Source organism: Streptomyces sp. NRRL WC-3605, assembly GCF_001509795.1.
Classification (GTDB): domain Bacteria; phylum Actinomycetota; class Actinomycetes; order Streptomycetales; family Streptomycetaceae; genus Streptomyces; species Streptomyces viridochromogenes.
Map to the genome: position 1 here is coordinate 145468 of NZ_LLZN01000079.1, position 22546 is coordinate 168013.

20 protein-coding genes and 1 pseudogene are annotated in these 22546 nt (G+C 72.8%); 7 read left to right on the forward strand and 14 right to left on the reverse strand.

Annotated elements, in window-relative coordinates:
• Window positions 1-12 precede the first annotated feature (12 nt).
• The 7 genes from cobT to ADL34_RS26790 form a co-directional block, all read right to left on the reverse strand.
• Window positions 13-3864, reverse strand: coding sequence for a nicotinate-nucleotide--dimethylbenzimidazole phosphoribosyltransferase (gene cobT / locus ADL34_RS26760; protein ID WP_062739822.1), 3852 nt, complete (start codon window positions 3862-3864; stop codon window positions 13-15).
• A 368-nt stretch (window positions 3865-4232) separates the two neighbouring features.
• Window positions 4233-5444, reverse strand: coding sequence for a precorrin-6y C5,15-methyltransferase (decarboxylating) subunit CbiE (cbiE, locus tag ADL34_RS26765; protein WP_062671906.1), 1212 nt, complete (start codon window positions 5442-5444; stop codon window positions 4233-4235).
• Between the two features lie 115 nt (window positions 5445-5559).
• Window positions 5560-6198, reverse strand: coding sequence for a GNAT family N-acetyltransferase (locus ADL34_RS26770; protein ID WP_062671908.1), 639 nt, complete (start codon window positions 6196-6198; stop codon window positions 5560-5562).
• A 162-nt stretch (window positions 6199-6360) separates the two neighbouring features.
• Window positions 6361-7194, reverse strand: a complete 834-nt coding sequence (locus tag ADL34_RS26775) for a MetQ/NlpA family ABC transporter substrate-binding protein (protein WP_062671910.1) — start codon at window positions 7192-7194, stop codon at window positions 6361-6363.
• Window positions 7195-7270: 76 nt separating this feature from the next.
• Complete coding sequence (locus ADL34_RS26780; RefSeq protein ID WP_062671911.1) at window positions 7271-7996, reverse strand: methionine ABC transporter permease; 726 nt, start codon at window positions 7994-7996, stop codon at window positions 7271-7273.
• Window positions 7993-9030 (reverse strand): methionine ABC transporter ATP-binding protein, encoded by a 1038-nt coding sequence (locus ADL34_RS26785; protein ID WP_062671913.1) that lies wholly within the window; start codon window positions 9028-9030, stop codon window positions 7993-7995. The genes ADL34_RS26780 and ADL34_RS26785 overlap by 4 nt, the downstream gene beginning before the upstream one ends.
• A 376-nt stretch (window positions 9031-9406) precedes the next feature.
• Window positions 9407-10054: an HAD-IA family hydrolase gene (locus tag ADL34_RS26790; RefSeq protein WP_062671915.1), complete on the reverse strand. Its 648-nt coding sequence runs from the start codon at window positions 10052-10054 to the stop codon at window positions 9407-9409.
• A gap of 71 nt (window positions 10055-10125) precedes the next feature.
• Between ADL34_RS26790 and ADL34_RS26795 the strand changes: the two genes are divergently transcribed.
• Both ADL34_RS26795 and ADL34_RS26800 read left to right on the forward strand, forming a co-directional pair.
• On the forward strand, window positions 10126-10485 hold the full coding sequence (locus ADL34_RS26795) for a hypothetical protein (protein ID WP_062671917.1): 360 nt from the start codon (window positions 10126-10128) through the stop codon (window positions 10483-10485).
• The gene (locus ADL34_RS26800) at window positions 10466-10903 is read left to right on the forward strand and encodes a hypothetical protein (protein ID WP_062671919.1); all 438 of its coding nucleotides are present in this window, start codon (window positions 10466-10468) and stop codon (window positions 10901-10903) included. Before ADL34_RS26795 ends, ADL34_RS26800 begins: the two co-directional genes overlap by 20 nt.
• Here the strand turns inward: ADL34_RS26800 and ADL34_RS26805 are convergent.
• From ADL34_RS26805 to ADL34_RS26815, 3 genes are all read right to left on the reverse strand, one after another.
• Window positions 10893-11390, reverse strand: a complete 498-nt coding sequence (locus tag ADL34_RS26805) for a GNAT family N-acetyltransferase (RefSeq protein WP_062739823.1) — start codon at window positions 11388-11390, stop codon at window positions 10893-10895. The two genes, ADL34_RS26800 and ADL34_RS26805, sit on opposite strands and share 11 nt — an antisense overlap.
• A gap of 45 nt (window positions 11391-11435) precedes the next feature.
• Window positions 11436-11945, reverse strand: coding sequence for an RNA polymerase sigma factor (locus ADL34_RS26810; protein WP_062671932.1), 510 nt, complete (start codon window positions 11943-11945; stop codon window positions 11436-11438).
• A gap of 74 nt (window positions 11946-12019) precedes the next feature.
• On the reverse strand, window positions 12020-13195 hold the full coding sequence (locus tag ADL34_RS26815) for a glycerophosphodiester phosphodiesterase (protein WP_062671935.1): 1176 nt from the start codon (window positions 13193-13195) through the stop codon (window positions 12020-12022).
• Between the two features lie 364 nt (window positions 13196-13559).
• Here ADL34_RS26815 and ADL34_RS26820 point away from each other — a divergent pair, with 364 nt between their 5' ends.
• Window positions 13560-14234: a lysophospholipid acyltransferase family protein gene (locus ADL34_RS26820; RefSeq protein ID WP_062671937.1), complete on the forward strand. Its 675-nt coding sequence runs from the start codon at window positions 13560-13562 to the stop codon at window positions 14232-14234.
• A gap of 10 nt (window positions 14235-14244) precedes the next feature.
• Here the strand turns inward: ADL34_RS26820 and ADL34_RS26825 are convergent, their stop codons facing one another.
• The 4 genes from ADL34_RS26825 to argH form a co-directional block, all read right to left on the reverse strand.
• On the reverse strand, window positions 14245-15777 hold the full coding sequence (locus ADL34_RS26825) for an MFS transporter (protein WP_062671939.1): 1533 nt from the start codon (window positions 15775-15777) through the stop codon (window positions 14245-14247).
• Window positions 15774-16325 (reverse strand): TetR/AcrR family transcriptional regulator, encoded by a 552-nt coding sequence (locus tag ADL34_RS26830; protein WP_062671940.1) that lies wholly within the window; start codon window positions 16323-16325, stop codon window positions 15774-15776. The genes ADL34_RS26825 and ADL34_RS26830 overlap by 4 nt, the downstream gene beginning before the upstream one ends.
• Before the next feature lie 93 nt (window positions 16326-16418).
• On the reverse strand, window positions 16419-17390 hold the full coding sequence (locus ADL34_RS26835) for an aldo/keto reductase (protein ID WP_062671942.1): 972 nt from the start codon (window positions 17388-17390) through the stop codon (window positions 16419-16421).
• A 77-nt stretch (window positions 17391-17467) separates the two neighbouring features.
• Window positions 17468-18898 (reverse strand): argininosuccinate lyase, encoded by a 1431-nt coding sequence (gene argH, locus ADL34_RS26840; RefSeq protein WP_062671944.1) that lies wholly within the window; start codon window positions 18896-18898, stop codon window positions 17468-17470.
• Between the two features lie 268 nt (window positions 18899-19166).
• On the opposite strand from argH, the pseudogene ADL34_RS26845 reads away from it, so the two are divergent.
• The 4 genes and pseudogenes from ADL34_RS26845 to ADL34_RS26860 all read left to right on the forward strand — a co-directional run.
• Window positions 19167-19601, forward strand: a pseudogene (locus ADL34_RS26845) (hypothetical protein); the annotation flags it as partial.
• Window positions 19602-19754: 153 nt separating this feature from the next.
• Window positions 19755-20342 (forward strand): pyridoxamine 5'-phosphate oxidase family protein, encoded by a 588-nt coding sequence (locus tag ADL34_RS26850; RefSeq protein ID WP_062671948.1) that lies wholly within the window; start codon window positions 19755-19757, stop codon window positions 20340-20342.
• Between the two features lie 3 nt (window positions 20343-20345).
• Window positions 20346-21044 carry a L,D-transpeptidase family protein gene (locus ADL34_RS26855; protein ID WP_062671950.1) on the forward strand — a complete coding sequence of 233 codons (699 nt, stop codon included), beginning with the start codon at window positions 20346-20348 and terminating at the stop codon, window positions 21042-21044.
• A 90-nt stretch (window positions 21045-21134) separates the two neighbouring features.
• Complete coding sequence (locus ADL34_RS26860) at window positions 21135-22517, forward strand: ferric reductase-like transmembrane domain-containing protein (RefSeq protein WP_062671952.1); 1383 nt, start codon at window positions 21135-21137, stop codon at window positions 22515-22517.
• Window positions 22518-22546 lie beyond the last annotated feature (29 nt).

Consider the following 22546-nt stretch of genomic DNA (forward strand, 5'->3'; position numbering starts at 1 on the left):
CCAGGCACCCGGCTACTTCTCGGTGACGCCCGCCGAGTCGAACGTCGCCACCTCGTGCATCGCCCGGGCCGTGCTCTGGACCAGCGGGAGGGCCAGGAGCGCGCCCGTGCCCTCGCCGAGCCGCAGGTCGAGGTCGACCAGGGGGCGCAGGCCCAGCTTGTTCAGAGCGGCCACATGTCCGGGCTCGGCGCTGCGGTGGCCCGCGATGCACGCGGCCAGCACCTCGGGGGCGATCGCGCGGGCCACCAGGGCGGCGGCGCCGGCGCTCACGCCGTCCAGGATCACCGGCGTGCGCAGGGAGGCGCCGCCGAGGAGCAGGCCGACGAGCGCGGCGTGCTCCAGACCGCCGATCGCGGCGAGGACCCCGATCGGGTCGGCCGGGTCGGGCTGGTGGAACTCCAGGGCGCGCCGGACGACCTCGGTCTTGCGGGCCAGCGTCTCGTCGTTGATGCCGGTGCCGCGGCCGGTGACCTCGGCCGGGTCGGTGCCCGTGTAGAGGGAGATCAGCGCGGCGGACGCCGTGGTGTTGGCGATGCCCATCTCACCGGTCAGCAGCGCCTTGTTGCCGGCCGCCACCAGGTCGCGGGCGGTCTCGATGCCGACCTCGACCGCCTGCTTGGCCTCCTCGCGGGTCATCGCGGGGCCGGTCGTCATGTCGGCGGTGCCGGCGCGGACCTTGCGGGGCAGCAGGCCCGGGGTGGCCGGGAGATCGGCGGCCACGCCCACGTCGACCACGCAGACCTCGGCGCCGACCTGGGCGGCGAAGGCGTTGCAGACGGCGCCGCCACCGAGGAAGTTGGCCACCATCTGGGCCGTGACCTCCTGCGGCCACGGGGTGACGCCCTGGGCGTGCACGCCGTGGTCACCGGCGAAGATCGCGACGGCCGCGGGCTCCGGGATCGGGGGCGGGCACTGCCGGGACAGGCCGGACAGCTGCGCGGAGATGATCTCCAGCATGCCCAGCGCGCCGGCCGGCTTGGTCATGCGCTTCTGCCGCTCCCACGCCTCGCCGAGCGCCTTGGCGTCCAGCGGCCGGATCTGGGAGACGGTCTCGGCGAGCAGGTCGTGCGGCTCCTCGCCGGGCAGGGCGCGGCGGCCGTACGTCTCCTCGTGGACGACCCAGGACAGCGGGCGGCGCTTGGACCAGCCCGCCTGGAGCAGCTCGGGCTCGTCCGGGAACTCGTCGACGTACCCGACGCAGAGGTAGGCGATGACCTCCAGGTGCTCGGGCAGGCCGAGGGCGCGGACCATCTCGCGCTCGTCGAAGAAGCTGACCCAGCCGACGCCGAGGCCCTCGGCGCGGGCGGCGAGCCACAGGTTCTCGACGGCGAGGGCGGCGGAGTACGGCGCCATCTGCGGCTGGGTGTGCCGGCCGAGGGTGTGGCGGCCGCCGCGCGTGGGGTCGGCGGTGACGACGATGTTGACCGGGGTGTCGAGGATGGCCTCGATCTTCAGTTCCTTGAACTGCTTCGCACGGCCCTTGGGCAGGGACTTGGCGTATGCCTCGCGCTGGCGCATGGCCAGTTCGTGCACGGTGCGCCGGGTCTCCGACGAGCGGATGACGACGAAGTCCCAGGGCTGGGAGTGGCCGACCGAGGGCGCCGTGTGGGCGGCCTCCAGGACCCGGAGCAGCACCTCGTGCGGGATGGGGTCGCTGCGGAAGCCGTTGCGGATGTCGCGGCGCTCGCGCATCACCTTGAGGACGGCCTCGCGCTCGGCGTCGTCGTACGCGGGTGCGGCGGGGCCGCCGGGCCGGTGCGGCTCCTCCTCGGCCGGGGCGTCCTGCGCCTCTTCTGCCCGCGCCTCCTCGTCGGCCCGGTCCTCGTCGGCGACCCGGGTGTCCAGGTCGTCGGCGTGCTGGACGAGCCCGGGGTCGGCCTCGCGGGGGGCGGGCACCTCGGCGGCGGGGGCCGGGGACTCCTCGGTGGGCAGGACCAGCGGCTGCGGCGGGGTGGGCGCGAGGTGCGGGGTGGTCGGCACGGTGCCCTCGACCGGGACGAACTGGCCGAGGGGCTGGCCGGGCGGGGGCTCCTGGGGGACGGCACCGGGCATCACGGCCAGGACGTCGTCCGGCCCGGCGGCCTGCCTGAGCTGCGGGCCGGCCGGTTCGGCGACGTACTGCTCGGCCGCGTACTGCTCGGCCGCGTACTGCTCGACTGTCACCGGCTCGGGGGCGGCGGCCGCCGCGAGCGGCTGGACGGCCTCCGCGGGGACGGCCTCGGGGGCCTCAGGCAGCGGCTGCTCGGGCTGGGCCGCCACGGCGTCCGGGATCTGGGCCGGCTGCTCGGCCGGGCCGGGCTCGCTCGGTGGCACGGCGGCCTCCTCGGCGGCGGGGGCCTGGGCGGCCGGTTCGGGGGCCTCGGCGAGGGCTTCCGGCTCGGGCTGCTCCGGTACGGCGGTCGCGGCGGGCCGCGGCTCGGCCTGTTCCGGAACGTCCGATACGTCCGGCGCTTCGGCGGGGACGTCCTCCGAGGGCTGGACCTGGGGCGGGAGCGCCTGGGCGGGCTCGGGGGTGTGCGCCTCGGCCACGGGCTCCGGGGCGTACGTCTCGGCCAGGGGCTCCGGGGCGGGCTCGGGGGTCTGGGCCGGTTCGGGCTGGGGCTGTGCCTCGGCGGCCTCCGCCACGGGGGCCGCTACGCCGGCCGGCGCCTCGACGTCATGCGGGGCGGGCTCGGGGGCCTCGGCGACGGGGGCGGGGGCTGCCGGAACCGGGATTTCCTGAGCCGGGGCTTCCGGAACCGGGGTTTCCTGAGCCAGGGCCTCCTGGACCGCTGCCGCGGGCGCCGACTCGGCGACGGGCCGGGCGTCCGCGGGCGCGGCGGCCTCGGACATCACGGCATCAGGCGCGACGGCCTCGGGCTCCGCCGGCTCGGCGGCGACGGGCGCGGCCTCCGGCACCGGCGTCTCGGCGCCCTGCTGGGCCTCGGGAGCTTCGGACACTTCGGGACCGGCCGGGACCTGCGCGGGCTCGCCGGGCCGAGCGTCCTGCGGGGTGGCGGCGACGGCCTGGGGCTCGGCGGCGTCCTGCGCGTTCCCGCCGGTCATGGCCGAAGCGGCGGCGTTCTCGTGGGGGCCCTGGGGCTCGTGGGCGACCGGGGCCGGGGCACCGGCCTGGCCGGGGACGGCCGCGGCGTGCTCGGGCGACGGCTCGGGTGCGCCGTACGTCCCGTCCTGGGCGACGGGCGTCTGGCCCTCGGCCACCTGTGCGACGGCACCGGCCTCGGCGGCCTGCGGGACGCCCGTGGCGGCACCGGCCTCGGTGGCGACGCGCGCCACGACCGCCTGCGCGGCCCCGACGGGCTCGGCGGCCGGGACAACCGTTTCGGCAGCCTGGGCCTCCGTGCCGACCTGGGCGGGGGCGGGCGCCCCCCAGGCGGCCGCCTGCGGCGGGGCCTGCGTCTCGGCGTACTCGGGGACGGCGTGGCCCGGCTGCCGGGCCGGCATGCCGACGGCACCCCGGTCGGCCAGCGAACGGACCGGGCTGGCGGAGGCGTCCGGGATGGGCGGGCCCAGGTGCAGGGGGCGCCGGGGCGTGATCGGGGGGATCGGCGTCGTGGGGGCCGTGGGCGCCGGCGCCGAGGGTCCGGGCAGCCGCACGCCGGTCAGGTCGACGGAGCCGCTGTCGCGGCCGGAGAGCTCGTGCGCGTCGGGCTCGTGCACGGCCTCGACGACCGGCTCCGGGGCGGGCGGGGCGACCTCGTTGCCCCAGGCGCCCTGGGAGCCGGGCAGGAGCAGGTCTTCTTCCTCGGCGGGAGTCTCGGAGAGGTAGCTGTACGCATCCGGCGCCCCGGGGACGCCCGGCTGCTCCACCATGCCTGCGCTCTCCGGCAGTCCCTCGCCCGGGACCTGGCCGGTGTCGGTCATGCGTACCCCTCGCCCATCGGTTAGTGCTTCCACGACCTGCTCACCGGGGACGGCGCACCGACCGCCCCCGCCATGAAGAACGAGCGTCCGAGCCCAGCGGCACGAACGACCCGCCCAAAAAAGGCGACAAAGCCATTGAGTGGCATTGTCCTGGCCGTTGGGCCGTCGCGACAGGCTGATCCGCGACGGGCCGCTGTGGACTGCGCCACGTTGCGCGTCCTCCGGTTTCGCCGTACCACACCCGCCCCGAACCGGGAGCGTTTTTCCGGACATTGGCCGACGAACTGCCGGGCGCCCGCATGCGGTACAACAGTCGGCCAGCCTACCGCGAGCGGTACGACAACAGGATCACGGGGATGGTCGGACGGTCACACCGAGCGATCGGGGAGAACCCCGCTGAGCAGGAACGCGACGCTCCGCTCGCGTTCCGTCCAGGCCCGCGTGTCGAGTTCGACGGACTGCAGCAGGGCGCACTCGACGTCGTAGCCGTGCTCCATGAGGTCGCGGCCGATGAGTTCGGCGGCGTCGCGGGTGGCGGCGTGGGTGACGATGCGCTGAGGGCGCCGGTCGGCCACCGCGGAGACGACGGCCGCTCCCCCGCCGCCGACGCGCACGACGTCCGGTTCGGGGAGGTCCTCCAGGACGTGCGGCGCGGTGCCGTGGACGATCTGGGTCTGGACGCCGAAGGCGCGCGCGTTGGCCTCGGTGCGCTCGCAGGCCCGCGGGTCGCTGTCGACGGCGATGACGGCGGCGCCGGCCCGTGCGGCCTCGGTGGCGAAGGCGCCGCTGCCGCAGCCGATGTCCCAGACGAGGTCGCCGACGCGCGGGCCGAGCCGGGCGAGCTGGGCCGCGCGCAGCGGTTCGAGCTCGCCCTCGCCCATGAGGCCGCCGTAGGCCTGGGCGGGCAGGGTCCAGCCGCGGGGGCCGGTGGACGGGTCGCGCCCGGCGATCCAGCCGATGCCGTCGGGCGCGGGGGTGGTGCCGCCGGCGACGATCACGACGTTGGGGTCGCGCCAGGTGTGGTCGGCGGCCTTGTCGGAGGTGACGACGGTGACCTGCTCACGGTCGGTGCCCAGTTCCTCGCAGATCACGAAGGTGCGGTGGACGCCCTCCAGGAGCAGGCCGAGTTCGGCGGGGCCGGCGCCCGGCGAGGTCAGCACGGCGACCTTGGTGTGGGCGCGGCACACATTCACCGCGCGTCGCAGGGTGCGCGGATGTGCCACGACCACCTGTGCGTCGTCCCAGGGCATTCCGGCGCGGGCGAAGGCCGAGGCGACGGAGGAGACGGCGGGGACGACCTCGACCTCGAGGCCGAACTCGGGGGCGCGCAGCGTGCGTACGACGCCGAAGAAACCGGGGTCGCCGTCGGCGAGCACGACCGCGGTGCCCCGGTGGCCCGCGATGCGGCGGGCGGCGAGGGCGACGCTGCCCAGGCGGATGCGCTCGGCGGCGGGCGGCACTTCAGGGAGCGCCAGATGGTGGGCGGCGCCGGCCACGAGGGTGGCCGCACCGAGGGCGGATCGTGCCGCGGCGGTCAGCGGCGAGCCGTCCCAGCCGATCACCGTGACGCGGTCGGCCATCGTCGTCAGTCTCCTGGGTGCGCGCAGGTCGTCATGGGGAGCCCGGGGACCGGGCCTCGTGAGGGTACCTGGTCGTGGCGCGGCCGCCGCCCGGGCCCGGGGGGCCGGGTCCCGGTCAGTTCCACTCGCCGTAGGAGGTGAAGCCGTCGGATCCGGCCAGGTGGTCCCCGGCGCCGTCGAGGTCCTCGGGCAGGAGGCTCCAGACGATGAAGTCGGTGCGCACGTCGGTCCAGGTGCCGTCCTCGGTGCGCACGTGGGCTATGCAGGCGTTGCGCAGGACGCCCTCGCTGATGCAGCCGATCTTCTGGGCGACCTGCTGGGAGGCGGTGTTGTCGGCGGCCGTGCGCAGCTCGATGCGCTCGAACTTCTGGTCGGTGAACAGCCATTGGGCGGTGGCGAGGGCGGCCTCGGAGGCGTAGCCCTCGCCGCGGGCCCAGGGGGCGACGATGTAGGAGAGTTCGGTGGCGCGTACGTGCCAGTTGGTCTTGGCCAGTTGGACGATGCCGACCAGGCGCTGGGTGAGGAACTCGGTGACGGCGAGGTCGAGTCCGCGGCCGGCCTCCCGTTCGGCGGGGGCGTACTCGGTGATCCAGGTGCGCGCGCGGTCCTCGGTGAACGGCTGGGGCACGTCCGTCCATGCGCCCACCTGTTCGTCGTTCATCATCTCGGCGAGTGCGGGCACGTCGTCCTCGTCGAGGGGACGCAGCACCAACCGCTCCGTGCTGATGGAGATGGTGGGGAAGGTGCCAGTCATGCGCCGCTCCGTAACCGTCGGAAAAACCTTCAGGGCCTGCGAACTGCCCAGCATGCAGCATGAAAGCACTGAACCGCACCACGGGGTCCACACCCGATGGAGGTGGGGACCCCGTGGTGGGCGATACGCGTCGAACGCCCCGTCAGATGACGCTCCGACGGCTCAGAAGGCGGCGACGACGGCGCCGTTGTACTTGTCCTCGATGAACTTCTTCACCTCGGGCGAGGTGAGCAGCTTCGCGAGCTTCTCGACGCGCGGGTCGTCCTCGTTGCCCTTCTTCACCGCGAGGAAGTTGCCGTACGGGTTGTCCTTGGGGGACTCGGCCGCGATGGCGTCCTTGGCGGGGCTGAGGTCGGCCTCGAGCGCGTAGTTGCCGTTGATCACGGCGGCGTCGACGTCGGCGAGGGAGCGGGGCAGCTGGGCCGCCTCCAGCTCCTTGAAGTTCAGGTTCTTCGGGTTGGAGGCGATGTCCTTGGGGGTCGCCTCGTAGCCCACGCCCGCCTTGAGCTCGATCAGGCCGTTGGCCTCCAGCAGCTTGAGCGCGCGGGCCTCGTTGGTGGTGTCGTTCGGGAGGGCGACCGTGGCGCCCTTCTTCAGGTCCGCGAGCTTCTTGACGCCCTGCGAGTAGACGCCGAGGGGCTCCAGGTGCACCGTGGCGTTCGGCACGGCGACGACGTCGGTGCCGTTCTTCTTGTTGAAGTCGTCCAGGTACGGCTGGTGCTGGAAGTAGTTGGCGTCGACCTCGCCCTGCTGGACGGCCGTGTTCGGCGTCACGTAGTCGGTGAACTCCTTGACCTCGAGTTCGAGGCCGGCCTTCTTCGCGAGGTTGTCCTTGATGTAGGTGAGGATCTCGCCCTGCGGGGTCGGCGTGGCGGCGACCTTCAGCGGGGCGTTCGCGTCGGAATCGGAGTCCTTGTCCGAGCCGCAGGCGGAGAGGCCGAGGGTGAGGGCTCCGACGGCGAGGGCGGCGGTGGTGATCTTGGCGGTGTTACGCACGAAAAGTGCCTTTCCTAGGGGTGGTGCGACCCCGGCATGGGTGCCCGGGGAGTTCAGGGGGGTGCGAGCAGGGGGCCTAGACGGTCTTGCTCGTGGCGGTGGCGGCCTTCAGCAGGCGCAGCTTCGGCGCGGGCCCGGCGCGGCCGCCCCGGTGGTGCAGGGAGCGGGCGGCGAAGTCGCCTGCGGCCTGGATGAGGGAGATGACGACGGCGAGGATCGCCACCGTGATCCACATCAGCTCGCTCTCGAAGCGCTGGAAGCCGTAGCGGATGGCGATGTCACCGAGGCCGCCGGCGCCGACCGTGCCGGCCATGGCGGAGTAGCCGATGAGGGCGACGATCGTGGTCGTGGTGCTGGCGATGAGGGACGGCAGCGACTCGGGGACGAGGACCTTGCGCACGACGGTCCAGGTGTTGCCGCCCATCGCCTGCACGGCCTCGACGAGTCCGCCGTCCACCTCGCGGACGGCCGTCTCGACCAGGCGCGCGAAGAACGGGATGGCGCCGATGGCGAGCGGCACGATGGCGGCCTCGCGGCCGATGGTCGTGCCGGTGACCCAGCGCGTGAAGCTCATCAGCGCGACCATCAGGATGATGAAGGGCATCGAGCGGGCGACGTTCACGATCTGCCCGATGACCTTGTTGGCCAGGACGTTCTGGAGGAGTCCGGCACGGTCGGTGAGGACGAGCAGGACGCCGAGCGGGAGCCCGCCGACGACTGCGATGACGGTGGACCAGCCGACCATGTAGAGGGTGTCCCAGCACGCCTGCTCCAGCAGGGGCTGCATCTCGGACCAGGTCACAGCCGGGCACCTTCCTTCAGCAGTACGGGCTCCTGGCCCAGGACGTCGATCTCGAGTCCCTGTTCGCGCAGGAAGCCGATCGGTACGACGTTGTCCTCGTAGCGGCCGGGCAGTTCGATGCGCATCCGGCCGACCTGGAGGCCGCCGACGGTGTCGATCGCGGCACCCAGGATCGATATGTCGATGTTGTAGGTGCGCGAGAGCTGGGAGATGACCGGCTGGGTGGCGGCCTCGCCGTGGAAGGTGACGTCGACGACGGTGCGGTCGTCGGCGGAGGCCTCGCCGCCCACCGGGAAGAGGGCGGAGGCCAGTTGGGAGCCGGGGGTGGCGAGCAGTTCGCCGACGGTGCCGGACTCGACGATCCGGCCGCGCTCCATGAGGGCGGCGGAGTCGCAGATCGACTTCACGACGTCCATCTCGTGCGTGATGAGCAGGACGGTCAGGCCCAGCTGCCGGTTGAGGTCGCGCAGCAGCTGGAGGATCGAGCGGGTGGTCTCCGGGTCGAGGGCGCTGGTTGCCTCGTCGGAGAGCAGCACCTTGGGGTCGCCGGCCAGGGCGCGGGCGATGCCGACGCGCTGCTTCTGGCCGCCGGAGAGCTGGGCCGGGTAGGACTTCGCCTTGTCGGCGAGGCCCACCAGGTCGAGCAGTCCCAGCGCCTTGCGGGAACGTTCCTTCCCGGACGTGCCGAGGATTTCGAGCGGCAGCTCGACGTTGTCCTGGACGGTCCGCGAGGACAGCAGGTTGAAGTGCTGGAAGACCATGCCGATACGGCTGCGCGCCCGCCGCAGCTCCTTGCCGGCCCGGGGTCCGCGCCCGGCCAGGGCGGTGAGGTCCTGACCGGCGACGGTCACGGTGCCGGCGGTGGGGCGTTCGAGCAGGTTGACGCAGCGGATGAGCGAGGACTTGCCGGCGCCGGACTGGCCGATGACGCCGTACACCTCGCCCTCGCGGACGTGCAGGTCGACGCCGTCGAGGGCGGTGACCTCGCGGCCGCGCGAGCGGTAGACCTTGGTGAGGCCCGAAGTGGTGATCACTGGAGTTCCGTCACTGTCGAGTGCGCGGCGCGTCGTGGTCGCCGGGCACGGGGCATACGTGGTCGAAGGCAGCCGGACGCAGCACGGTTCCGTGAAACCGTAAAAAGGGGAACGCGGAGAACGTGTGCGCGGGGCGTGGCTCAGTCCTGGAACCCGGGACGGGCGGACCTGAGCGGGCTCGCTTCGGGGCGCGAGGCTCGGTTGGTGCGGGGGCCCTCTAGAAGGCGCACATTCGACACATACAACGAGCACCGGGCGTCAGGGGCGCCTCGGTCGCGGGAATGCGGCTGCTCGTGGTGGTCATGCGATCAGTAAAGCAGACGTACGGTCCTTACCTGCCGCCGCTGTCCGCATGCTGGACAGCGGCGGACAGGAGTCAGGCGCGGCCGGAAACCTCGACGAAGCCCTCGCCGACCAGCGCGGACAGGGCCGATAGGTCCTTCACCACGAGGTCGGCATCCAGCTCGTCGGCCCGGTGGGTTGTGGTCAACGCCACGGTGGTCATGCCGGCGGCCCGGCCGGCCGCGAGACCCGCGGGGGCGTCCTCGAAGACGACGCAGTCGGCCGGATCGACGCCCAGCTCACGGGCGGCGAGCAGATAGGGCTCGGGGTCCGGCTTGCCGCGCGTGATGTCGTCGGCGGTCACCATCGTCTTGGGCTGGATGCCGACGGCGTCGAGCCGGGCCTCGGCGAGCCGGCGGGTGGCGGAGGTGACGACGGCCCAGCGGTCGGCGGGCAGCGCGTCGAGGAAGGCCCGGGTGCCGGGCAGCAGGTGGACGCCGTCGTTCGGCACGTCCTCGACCTCCAGCGCCTCGATCCGGGCGAGTGCCTCGGGGACGCGTGCGGCGGGCAGCAGGTCGGCGACTATCTCGACGGCGGGGCGCCCGTGCAGCTCGATCCTGCCGAACGCCTCCGTGACGCCGTACTCCGCGGCCCAGCGCGTCCAGCAGCGGTCCACGGAGGCGAGGGAGGAGACGAGGGTGCCGTCGTTGTCGAACAGGAGGGCATGTGCACGGATCTTCATGGCCCCGACCCTACGACCGCTGTCCGGGGGCGGCCGCATCAGGTCTTTTGGCCCGTAATAGGCTCACCGGCATGTTCGCTGCCCTGATGCTGGTGACCGGTGTCGCCGCGCTGCTGCTCGCCGCGTGGTGCGGCTGGGCCGCCCACCGTGACCAGCCGACGAAGGACTGGCACTTCATCGGCATGGCCGTCGTGACGGTGCTGGCGCTGGTGCAGCTGGTCGTCGGGATCGTGCTGCTGGCGCGGGGCGAGAAGCCGGAGCAGGGCACGACGATCTTCGTGGCGTATCTGCTGGGCGCGTTCGCGTGCGTGCCGGCGGCGGGCTTCATGTCGCTGGCGGAGCGGTCCAAGTGGGGCTCGGTGACGGTCGCCGCGGGCGGCGTGGTGCTGGCCGTGCTGGAGGTGCGGCTCTATGACATCTGGGGAGGCTGAGGTGGCCACCACCGAGGACAGGCCGGCGCGGCTGATCAGCGGGCCCGGCGTGCTGCTGGTCTGGCTGTACGGCGTGATGGTGGTCGGCGCGGTGTCGCGCTCGGCGTACCAGATCGCGACGGACTTCGGCCGGGCGCCGCTCGCCTACACGCTGTCCGCGGTGGCCGGCGTGGTGTACGGCTTCATCACGTACACGCTGGTGCGGGGCGGGGAACGGGCCCGCAGGGCGGCGCTGGTGTGCTGCGCCGCCGAGCTCGTGGGCGTCCTCGTCGTCGGCACCTGGACCCTGGTGGAGCCCTCGGCGTTCCCCGACGCGACCGTCTGGTCCGACTACGGCATGGGCTATCTCTTCATCCCGGTCCTGCTGCCGCTGTCGGCCCTGTACTGGCTCCGCGGGGCCCGCGCCGTCACGCCGTAGTGGCGAAGGCGCCCGCCTCCTTCTCCAGGACGATCATCGGGACGCCGTCGGCGCCCTGGGCGGTGCCCACCGTCGCGTAGCCCACCTTGCGGTAGAGGCGGAGGTTGCCCTCGCTGCGGTGACCGGCCTCCAGGCGGAACCGCTTGGCGCCGCGCTGCTCGGCGAGGGCGGCCTCGGCCGCGCGCAGCAGCCGGGCGCCGATGCCGTGGCCCTGGAGACGGGGGTGGACGCAGAGCTTGCCGATGGCGGCGGCGCCGTCCTCGGTGACATGGCCGCGGACCGAGCCGACGACCTCCTCGCCGAGACGGGCCACGAAGACGCAGTCCGCGGCGACCTCGGCCCGGACCGAGTCCAGGCTCTGGAACAGCGGGGCGATGCGGTAGTTGCCGTACAGCGCGGCTTCGCTCTGGAAGCACAGGTACTGCAGCCTGAAGATCTGCTCAGCGTCCTGCTCGGTCGCCGCAGAGATGGTCACGCTCATGCCCATGTGCGCACGCCTCCCGCTCACCTGATCACCGGTAGTCCCTCACTCCTATCCCCGCGCACCGCGGGCCGCAACCTCCGGCGTGAGCAATCGTCGGAGACATCCCAGGCATCTGGAACGTTCCGGGCCGAGACTGCCCTGTGAGATACCCAACTCCCCCGCGATCTCGCGGTAGGTCGGGTCGTCCGGGGACAGCAGCGCCTCCAGCAGACGGGGGCAGCGGCCGGGCAGCCGGCGGACCACGTCGCGCAGGGCGCGGCGGCGGGCGGCGGCCAGCGCCAGACCCTCGGGGTCGTGCCGGTCGGTGTCGGCGACGGGCTCGCGCTCGTAGGGCCGTTCGTGCCGGGCCGTACGGCGGCAGCGGCGGGACTCCGCGCGGACGGCGCGGCGCAGCCAGGCGTGCGGGTCGGCGGGCGGGCCGTCCGCGTCGAGGTGTTCCAGGAGGCGCAGCCACACCGCCTGTTCCAGGTCGGCGGGCTCGGCTCCGGAGGCGGACGCCTCGGCCCGGGCCTCGGCGGCGAGCAGCGGGCGCAGGGTGGTCACCAGGTCGTCCCTCATGTGCGGCACGACGCGGCCGGCCGGGCGCGGGGTTGCCCGGGCGGCCGCGGCTCACCCCAACCGGGGCCCGCGCCTCAGCGGTTGACGAAGTCCTGGCGGGCCAGCAGGCCGGTGTCGGGGTTGTCGGTGAAGACCCCGTCGATCCCGGTGGCGAAGTACACGCGGTAGGCGCCGAAGACGTCGCCGTAGGCGTCCGGGTCGGTGCCCTTGCGGAACTCGGCGGGCAGGAACGGGTTCTCGTTGCGCATCGTGTAGGGGTGCAGGAGGAGGCCCGCCCGGTGCGCGTCCCGGACCAGGGTGGTGGGGGTGGTGAGCCTCCCGGCCGCGTCCTTGGGGATGACGAGGTCCAGCGTGGGGCCGATGCCCTGGGCGTAGGAGGCGATCTCCCGCAGCCCGGCCGGGGTGACCAGGTCGGCGGTGGTGCGCGGGTCGCCCGTCGTCCCGAAGTCCCAGGGGCGGGTGTCCGCGCCGGAGAGCAGGACGACGAGCGGGTTGCCGACGAGCTTGTCCATGCGCTGGATGCAGGTGGGCTCGAAGGACTGGAGGATGACGGGCGAGTCCTTGCGGTCCTTGCCGTGCCGGCGCAGCACCCCCGCAACCCGCTCCTCCAGGCCGAGGCCCTGCTCGCGGAAGTAGGTGGGGTGCTTGAGCTCGGGGTAGATCCAGACCTGCCTGCCCCGCCTGCGGGTCTGCTCGTCCTGCCAGGCGAGGACCTCCTCGAAGGTGGGGATCTCCCAGCGGCCGTCGTAGAGGGTGTTGTGCGGGCGGTTGGCCGGGATGCGCTCGGTCGCCCGCAGGGTCTTCAGCTCGGCCAGCGTGAAGTCCTCGGTGAACCAGCCGGTCGTCGGGACGCCGTCGAGCGACTTGGTCTTCCTGCGGCCGGCGAACTCGGGGTGGCTCGCGACGTCGGTGGTGCCGCCGATCTCCGGCTCGTGCCGGCAGACGAGGTGCCCGTCCCGGGTGGGGACGAGGTCGCCGGCCTCGACGATGTCGGCGCCGAGGTCGAGGGCCAGCTGGTAGGAGCCGAGGGTGTGCTCGGGCCGGTAGCCGCTGGCGCCGCGGTGTCCGATGACCGTCGGCTTCGGCAGGCTCTTCAGTCCCCCGCCGTGCCCGCCGCCTCCGCCGTGCCCGCCGCCGGCGGCGGCCGCCTGAGCGGAGAGCCCGAGGACGCCTCCCGCCCCGAGTACGGCCGCGCCGAGAAGAGTCCGCCGTCCGGTGGTGGCGGTCTGCTCGTTGTCCTGGGTTCCCATGAGCGCCCTTCCTGCCTCGATGCGTCGGTGCGCGCCGATCGTAGGTGCGCGTCCATGACAGAGGGGAGACCCCGGGCCGAACACACGGGTGACACGGGATGGCGTGTGAGGGCTACGAGGTGACGGGGCGTCGGATTCGCCACGCCCGGGCGGGGAACCCGGAATGCGTCGCCCGAGCGACGTCCGTCACACCGTTGCGGCCGCGTTACGGCCCATCGGCGCCGCGTCACCGCAGGTGAACGCAGGTCAACGGCGAGTAAGACCTGGGTGAAGTCGGCGTACCCGATGTGCGTGATCGCGGTGACCGCGAGTATCGTCCTCACCTGCACAGACATAGATGAATCCCTTGACACCGGAGGGCCCGTTGTCCCGCTTCGCGCTCATCAAGGCAGTGCTCGGACCGATCATGCGCCTGATGTTCCGCCCACAGGTGGAGGGCGTGGAGCACATCCCTGGCGACGGTCCGGTCATCCTGGCCGGCAACCACCTCACGTTCATCGACTCGATGATCCTTCCGCTGGTGTGCGACCGGCAGGTCTACTTCATCGGCAAGGACGAGTACGTCACCGGCAAGGGCCTCAAGGGCCGCCTCATGGCCTGGTTCTTCACGGGCGTCGGCATGATCCCGGTGGACCGGGACGGCGGCCGCGGCGGTGTCGCCGCGCTGATGACAGGGCGCCGGATCCTGGAGGAGGGCAAGGTCTTCGGCATCTACCCCGAGGGCACGCGCTCCCCCGACGGGCGGCTGTACCGGGGCCGCACCGGCATCGCCCGCCTGACGCTGATGACGGGCGCGCCGGTCGTGCCCTTCGCCATGATCGGCACGGACAAGCTCCAGCCGAACGGCGCCGGCATGCCCCGCCCGGGCAAGGTGACCGTGCGCTTCGGCGAGGCGATGGAGTTCTCCCGGTACGAGGGCATGGACCGCGACCGCTATGTGCTGCGGGCGGTGACCGACTCCGTGATGGCCGAGGTCATGCGGCTGTCCGGCCAGGAGTACGTGGACATGTACGCCAGCAAGGCCAAGGAAGCGGCGTGACCCTCGGGGCTCACCGCGACGCCGAGTCGTCCAGTCGCTGACCGCGCAGCAGGAACCAGGCCGCCACCGCCGCCGCCAGCAGGACGGCCGCTCCGGCGCCCGCCGCCAGGGCGAGGCCGTCCACGAAGGCGGTGCGGGCCGCGTCCAGCATCGCCTCGGAGGTCCGGGCGGGCAGGCCCGCCGCCGCCTCCACCGCGCCGCCGAGGGACTCGTGGGCCGCGGCCGGGGTGCCGGCCGGACCGGTGAAGCCCCGGTAGACGCCGGTGACGATCGAGCCGAGCACCGCGATGCCGAGGGCCGCGCCGAGTTCGTACGCCGTCTCCGACACCGCCGACGCGGCGCCCGCCTGTTCCTTCGGCACGGAGGACAGGATCACGTCGGACGTCACAGTGAAGGAGAAGCCCGCGCCGACGCCCACCACGAGGAGGGCCGCGCCCAGCAGGGGGTAGCCCGTGCCGCGGTCGATCACCGTGAGCACGGCGAGCGCCACGCCGATCGCGGCGAGGCCGGCCGAGACGACGGCCCGGACCGAGAAGCGGCGGGCCGCGCGTCCCGCGACCAGCCCGGCGACCACGGCGCCGATCGCCGCGGGAAGTTCCGCCAGACCGGCTTCGAGGGGTCCCCTGCCCTGCACCAACTGCAGGAACTGCGACAGGAAGAACACCAGGCCGGACAGGCCGAGGATGGTGAGCAGGTCGGCCAGGACGGCACCGCTGAAGCCCCGGTGGCGGAACAGCCGCATGTCGAGCAGCGGTGCCGGCAGAGTGAGCTGGCGCCGGACGAAGCCGTACAGGGCGCCGGCGCCCGCCAGGCCCGCGGCGAGCGTGAGCCAGGTGAAGCCGTGCGCGGCGGCCTCCTTGACGGCGTAGACGACCCCGATCATGCCGAGCAGGGACAGCAGGACGCTGGGCAGGTCCCAGGGGCCCGGGGCCGGGTCGCGGGACTCGGGCAGCAGCCGGACGCCGACGACGACCAGGACCACCATCACGGGCAGGTTGATCAGGAAGACCGAACCCCACCAGAAGTGTTCGAGCAGGAATCCGCCGGCTATCGGGCCGACGGCGGTGCCCGCGGACGCCGTGGCGCCCCAGATGCCGATGGCGAGGCTGCGCTCGCGCGGGTCGTGGAAGAGGTTGCGGATCAGGGCGAGGGTCGCCGGCATCAGGGTGGCGCCCGCGACGCCGAGCAGGGCCCGGGCGGCGATCAGCATCTCGGGGCTCGTGGCGTAGGCGTTGAGGACGGACAGCGCGCCGAACGCCGTGGCGCCGACGAGCAGGATCCGCTTGCGGCCGATGCGGTCGCCGAGGCTGCCCATCGACACGAGCAGGCCCGCGATCACGAACGAGTAGACGTCGCCGATCCACAGGAGCTGGGTGCCGGAGGGCTGGAGGTCCTCGCTGATGTAGGGGGTCGCGAGACCGAGGACGGTCGCGTCGACGGCCACCAGCAGCACGGCGAGGACGAGGACGGACAGCGCGAGCCAACGGCCCGGACGGCTGGTCACCGCCTCGGTCGTCTCCGCCGGCCGCAGGGTGCTGGTCATGATTCCTCTCTCCGGAGTGCGCCGCCGAGCAGCAGCCCGACGATCATGTGGTGGAAGTCCCTGGGGGCTCCCTTGCCGCTCTGCACCATCCAGGCGCCGGAGGCCATCAGGCCGAACAGCGCCTCGGTGAGCCAGGCCGGGGTCAGGTCGATGCGGAACTCACCGCCGAGCTGCCCGCGCCGGAACAGGGCGGCGATGCGGTCGTCGATCGCGGTCCAGCCGGGGTTGATCTCCTCACCCTCGTAGAGCTGGTTCTCGGTGTAGAGGAAGGCGAGGAGTCCGGCGGCGGGCTCGATCGCGCGGACGAGGCGGCGTACGGCGTCCGAGGCGGAGCCGTTGTCGAGGTCGGCCGCGTCCAGGGCGGCCACGCACTCGGCGATGCCCAGCGACTCCAGGGCGCGGACGAGCGCGTCACGGCCCGCGAACTGCCGGTGCAGGGTGGCGCGGCTGATCCCGGCGGCCTTGGCGACCTCGTCCATGGTGGCGGTGGCTTTGCGGGTCAGCAGGGCCGCGGCACTGCGCAGCACGTGGTCACGATCGACAGCCATGACACGAGAGTAGCGCACGTGAGACAGCGATGTCTCATTCAGGGCGCGTGCGGCTCACGCGTGCGGCCCATCACCGGTCGCCGCAGCGAGTGATCAGTGCCAGGGCAGGCGGCCGCGCTTCTCCCAGTACGCGGCGGGCTCCTCCGCGAGGGACGTGAGCCGGGCCAGCCGCTCCTCGTCCAGGTCGACCACGGCGGCGTGCAGGTTGGACGCCAGCTGCGCGGTGGTCGCCGCGCCCGACAGGGCGACTCCGGCCCAGGGCCGGCGCAGGACGAACGCGAGCGCGACCGCGTCGCAGCCCTGGGACGTCTCGGTGGCCACGGCCCGCAGCGCCTCGGGGGCGCCCGGGCCGGCGAGCCGCCCGTTGGCCATGCCCTCCTTGACGATCACCGTCAGCCCGGCGTCGTGCGCCTCGGCGAGGGCGGGGCCCACCGAGGTCTCCAGGACGTTGTACGTCGACTGGACGGTACGGAAGAGGGGTTCGCCGTCGACCGTCACGGCGAGGGCGGCGCGCACGGCGTCCGCCTGGGCCGGGCCGCTCGTGGAGAACCCGACGGTCACGCCCTGGGCGGCGGCCTCCGCGAGGCGCGCGTGCAGCTCCTTGTCGGTGAGCGCGGGACTGTCCGGGGTGACCGAGTGGATCTGGTAGAGGTCCAGACGGTCGCCGAGCAGCGCGGCGGTCTCGGAGCGCTGGCGCTCGTAGGTGGCGAGGCTGTGGTCCTTGACCTCGTGCCGCTCGGCGTCCGTCGTCCAGTCCGCGGTGTAGGTGTAGCCCCACTTGCTGCCGACGACGACGTCGCCGACGTCCGGGCGGGCGGTCAGCCAGCCGGCGAGGAACTCCTCCGAACGGCCGTAGGAACGGGCGGCGTCGAAGTAGCGCACGCCCTGGGCGTAGGCGGCGTCGAGGAGTTCGTGGGTGCGGGCGCGCAGCGCCTCGACGCTGCGGTCGGCTCCGAGGTCCTCGTCCCGGCCGAGGTTGATGTAGCCGGGGCGGCCGACGGCGGCGAGGCCGAGTCCGATGTGGCAGGTCGGGGTCGTCGCTGTCGCCAGTCGGGCGAAGGGCATCGCGGGCTCCGTTCGGTCGGCTGCGTACCGCTGCCCGACCAACGTAACCCGCGACGCCCCGGCCCACGGGGCGGGCCTCAGCCGTTCTTGGCCGTGGCCCAGGCGTGCTGGGCGGCCACGTCGGCCTTGACCTCGGCGAGCTGGACGGCGACCGCGCTCGGGGCGGTGCCGCCCCGCCCGCTGCGGGAGGCCAGGGCGCCGGGCACGTTCAGCACGGTCCGCACCTCGGGCGTCAGATGGGCGGAGATCTTCGCGAACTGCTCGTCCGTCAGCTCGTCGAGCTCCTTGCCCTCGGCCTCGGCGACCTTCACGCACTCGCCGGCGACCTCGTGGGCGACCCGGAAGGGGACGCCCTGCTTGACCAGCCACTCGGCGATGTCGGTGGCCAGGGAGAAGCCGGCCGGGGCCAGTTCCTCCATGCGCGCGCGGTTGACCGTGAGGGTGGCCATCATGCCGGTGAAGGCGGGGAGCAGGACCTCCAGCTGGTCGCAGGAGTCGAACACCGGCTCCTTGTCCTCCTGGAGGTCGCGGTTGTAGGCCAGCGGGAGCGCCTTGAGCGTGGCCATCAGACCCGTGAGGTTGCCGACGAGACGGCCGCTCTTGCCCCGGGCGAGCTCGGCGATGTCCGGGTTCTTCTTCTGCGGCATGATCGACGAGCCCGTGGAGAAGGCGTCGTGCAGCGTCACGAAGGAGAACTCCTTCGTGTTCCAGATGATGATCTCTTCCGCGATCCGGGAGAGGTTCACGCCGATCATCGCGGTGATGAAGGCGAACTCGGCGGCGAAGTCACGGGAGGCCGTGCCGTCGATCGAGTTGGCGGCGGAGCCGTGCTCGAACCCGAGGTCCCTGGCCACCGCCTCCGGATCCAGGCCGAGCGAGGAGCCCGCGAGCGCGCCCGAGCCGTACGGCGAGACCGCCGTCCGCTCGTCCCACTGCCGCAGCCGTTCGGCGTCCCGGGACAGGGCCTGCACGTGGGCGAGGACGTGGTGGGCGAAGAGCACCGGCTGGGCGTGCTGGAGGTGGGTGCGGCCGGGCATGGCCACGTCCGGGTGGGCCTCGGCCAGCCCGATCAGCGCGTCCTGGAGGTCGGCGATCAGGCCGCCGATGATCCGCGCGTGGTCGCGCAGGTACATCCGGAAGAGGGTGGCGACCTGGTCGTTGCGGGACCGGCCCGCGCGCAGCTTGCCGCCGAGGTCGGGGCCGAGGCGCTCCAGGAGGCCCCGCTCCAGGGCCGTGTGGACGTCCTCGTCGGCGACGGTGCCCACGAACGAGCCGTCGGCGACGTCGGCCTCCAGCTGGTCGAGGCCGGCGATCATGCGGGTCAGCTCGTCCTCGGTGAGCAGTCCCGCCGCGTGGAGCACGCGCGCGTGCGCACGGGACCCGGCGATGTCGTAGGGCGCCAGCCGCCAGTCGAAGTGGACGGAGGCGGACAGCTTGGCCAGGGCCTCGGCGGGACCGTCTGCGAAACGGCCGCCCCAGAGCCGGACGTCACCGCTGTTGCTGCTCACTCGCTGTGCTCCTCGGAGGTCTGGGTGTGGCGTCGCCCGCCCTGGCGTGCACGAGGGGCCGTCGCCACGCTGGTGGGCACCGGATGGCTCACCACGTATCGGCATGCATGAGTATGCAGAGGTCTGCATGATTCGTCAATCCGAGCCGGACCGGAGCGGAGTGCGCGGGCTCCTGTTGAACACGAGTAACCGCTTACTCGTATCTCCCGGCGAGCGCAGGCGCCGCGTTCGCACCCGACGACACTCCGAACCCGAGTGAGGCATCCGTATGTCCAGGGCTCTTCCGATGTACAACAAGCGTCGTGTCGCGTTCGTCGGCGGCGCCGCCGCGGTGGCGCTGTCCGGCACGGTGATCGCCGGATTCGCCCTGGCCGGCGAGGACGGACGGGCCGCCGACTCCGCCCGCACCCTGGCCGGTCCCGGCACGATCACCTGCCCCGACCTCACCGGGAAGCTGCCCGCCGTCCCCGCCTCCGCCCAGGCCGAGGTCGACCGCAACCTCGCCCAGCTCCGGACCCAGATCGACGAGGCCAACCAGCGCCTCGCCGACACCGCCGGACAGGGCGGCCCCGACTTCGTCCAGAACGCCATCCTCGGCCCGCTCAAGGACAAGCGCGTCGCCGCCCTCAACCGCATCGAGACCGCCATCGGCCGCGCGGCAGCCAAGCCCGACGGCCTGGAGGCGTTCGCCGCCTGCACGCTCACCCGGTGACGTGACAGGCAGCCGTGGCCGCCCCGTTGGCACGCCGGCCGGGGCGGCCACGGTGACCCACGGGGGGCGGGGTGCGGCGGCGGCGCTACGGCGGCACGGGAATTCCTTAGACAGCCGAACGAACGCCACCCATAATCGGTTGACGTGGGTAAAACATATGAACGCATCGACGGCAGACTCCGCACGTTCATCGAGGAGCAGCCGCTCTTCTTCACCGCCACCGCGCCGCTCGCGGCCGACGGCACCGTCAACCTCTCCCCCAAGGGCCTGAAGGGCTCCTTCGTGGTCCTCGACGAACGTACGGTGGCCTACCTGGACTTCGCGGGCTCCAACGCCGAGACGATCGCGCACCTGCGGGAGAACGGCCGGATCACCCTCATGTGGTGCGCCTTCCAGGGGCCGCCGAACATCGTGCGCGTGCACGGCCGCGGCGAGGCCGTCTTCCGCGACGACCCCCGCTTCCCCGAACTGCTCGGGCACTTCCCCGGCATCGACCCGGCCCAGCACGGCCTGCGCGCCGTCGTCGTCGTCCACGCCGAGCACATCCGGGACACCTGCGGGTACGCCGTCCCCCTGATGACGTACGACGAGGACCGCGACCTGCACGGAAAGCGCTTCTCCCGGGAGGACGACGCCTCGCTCGACGCGTACTTCACCAAGAAGGAGTACGTCGCGACCAGCCTGGACGGACTACCCGGGCTGCCGTTGCCGCTGCCTCCCTCTAGCTTCTGAGGCATGCGCCGTGCCGCCCTCGCCCTCGTGTCCGTGTCCGTCCTCGCGCTCGGCGCCGCGCCGGGTGGAGCGCCGGGTCCTCTGCCGGGCCGGATGGCCGACACCGGGGGCGGCACCCAGCTGATCACCGCCGTCGCGCCGCGGACCGGCTCCACCAAGGGGACGCTGACCTGGTGGGACCGCGTCGGCGGGCGCTGGGTGCGGGCGGGTTCGGCGTCGGCGCGGTTCGGGGCGAAGGGCCTGGTCGAGGGGGCGCGCCGGAAGCAGGGCACGAACACGACGCCGACCGGGCTGTTCCGGCTGCCGTACGCCTTCGGCATCGAGGCCGCGCCGCCCGGGACGGCGTACACCTACCGCCGGGTCCGCGAGAACTCCTGGTGGTGCCAGGACAACGACTCGCGCGCGTACAACCGCTGGAGCCAGCCACTCGCCCGCGACTGCCGGCCCGCCGAGTCGGAGCACCTGATCACCTACGGCTCCCGCTACGCGCACGCCCTCGTCATCGGCTTCAACTACACCCGTCCGGTGAAGGGGCGCGGCGCCGGGATCTTCCTTCATGTCAACGGGCGGGGAGCGACGGCGGGTTGTGTGTCGGTGCCGCGGGACACCATGAAACGCCTCCTCGCATGGGCCGATCCCGGACGCAAGCCGCACATCGCGATCGGCACCGCGTCCGGCTCCACCGCGATCACCCGGTACTGACCCGGAACCGCTGAACACACGGGCCTCCCCGCACGTATCTCTGGGCCAAGGGACCACGTCAACCCCCTTGCTCCCGTCCCCGGAGGAACCGTGACCACCACGCTCGCAGGCGGCCGTGCCGCCCGACGCCAGACGATGCGCCGCATCCGTCCGCGCCGCTCCCCGGCCGTCCCGCTGGTCGTCGCCCTGTGGGCGGGCGCGGCGGCGGTGCTGTGGCTGTGGTGGGACAACACGCCGTCCCTCGCGGACAACACGGCGAAGATCCTCGCCGCCGGACGCATCACCGGTCTTCTCGCCGGCTATCTGATGGCGCTGGTCGTCCTGCAGATGGCGCGGGTGCCCGCGCTGGAGCGGCGGGTCGGCTCGGACCGGGTCGCCCGCTGGCACGCGATGAGCGGCCGTTACACGGTCTGCCTGGTGATCGCGCACGTCTTCCTGACGATGTGGGCCTACGCCCTGCAGAGCGGCCGGACCCTCGGCGACGTCGTCCAGCAGACCATCGACTCCGTCAACACGCTGCCCGACATGGGCAAGGCGGCCATCGGCACCGGGCTGCTGTTCGTCATCGCGTTCATCTCGATCGGCGGCATCCGGCGCCGCATCCCCTACGACAGCTGGTACCACGTCCACCTGCTGACGTACGCGGCGGTGTTCCTGACGTTCTGGCACCAGATCACCACCGGCAACGAGTTCGCCGTCGAGCCCACCGCGAAGACCTTCTGGTACGGGCTGTACGGCGCGGTCACCGCGCTGGTGCTCTGGTACCGGGTCATCACCCCGGTCCGCCTGAACCTGCGGCACCGGATGTACGTCGAGGCCGTCATCGAGGAGACGCCCGGCATCGTGTCGGTGCTGATCGGAGGGCGCAAGCTGCACCGGATGGGCGCCGAGGCGGGCCACTTCTTCCGCTGGCGGTTCAAGGCGCCGGGCATGCGCTTCAGCTCCCACCCGTACTCGCTGTCGGCCGCGCCCCGCCCGGACATGCTGCGGATCACGGTCAAGGCGATCGGCGACCACACGTCCCGGCTGCGCGAGCTGAAGCCCGGCACCAAGGTGTGGGCGGAAGGCCCTTACGGCGCCCTGACGGCCCAGCGCCGCAGCCGCGGCAAGGTGCTGCTGGTGGCCGGCGGTGTCGGCATCACGCCGATGCGGGCCCTGTTCGAGACGCTGCCGGGCGCCTCCGGCGACATCACCCTGCTCTACCGGGCCAACAGCACCCAGGACCTGGCGCTGTGGGACGAGCTCTCGGCCATCGCCGACGAGCGCGGTGCCCGGCTGATGTACGCGGTCAACAGCCCGGACGGCGAGCGTCCGGACATCTCGGCGGAGCGGCTGCGGCAGAAGCTGCCGGACATCGACCAGCACGACGTCTTCCTCTGCGGCCCGCCCGGGTTCGCGCAGTCCGTGTACGAGGCGCTGCGCGGCGCCGGAGTGCCCGCCCGCCGCATCCACCACGAGTCGTTCGAGATGTGAGCGACCGGACTTCGAGTCATCACCACTCC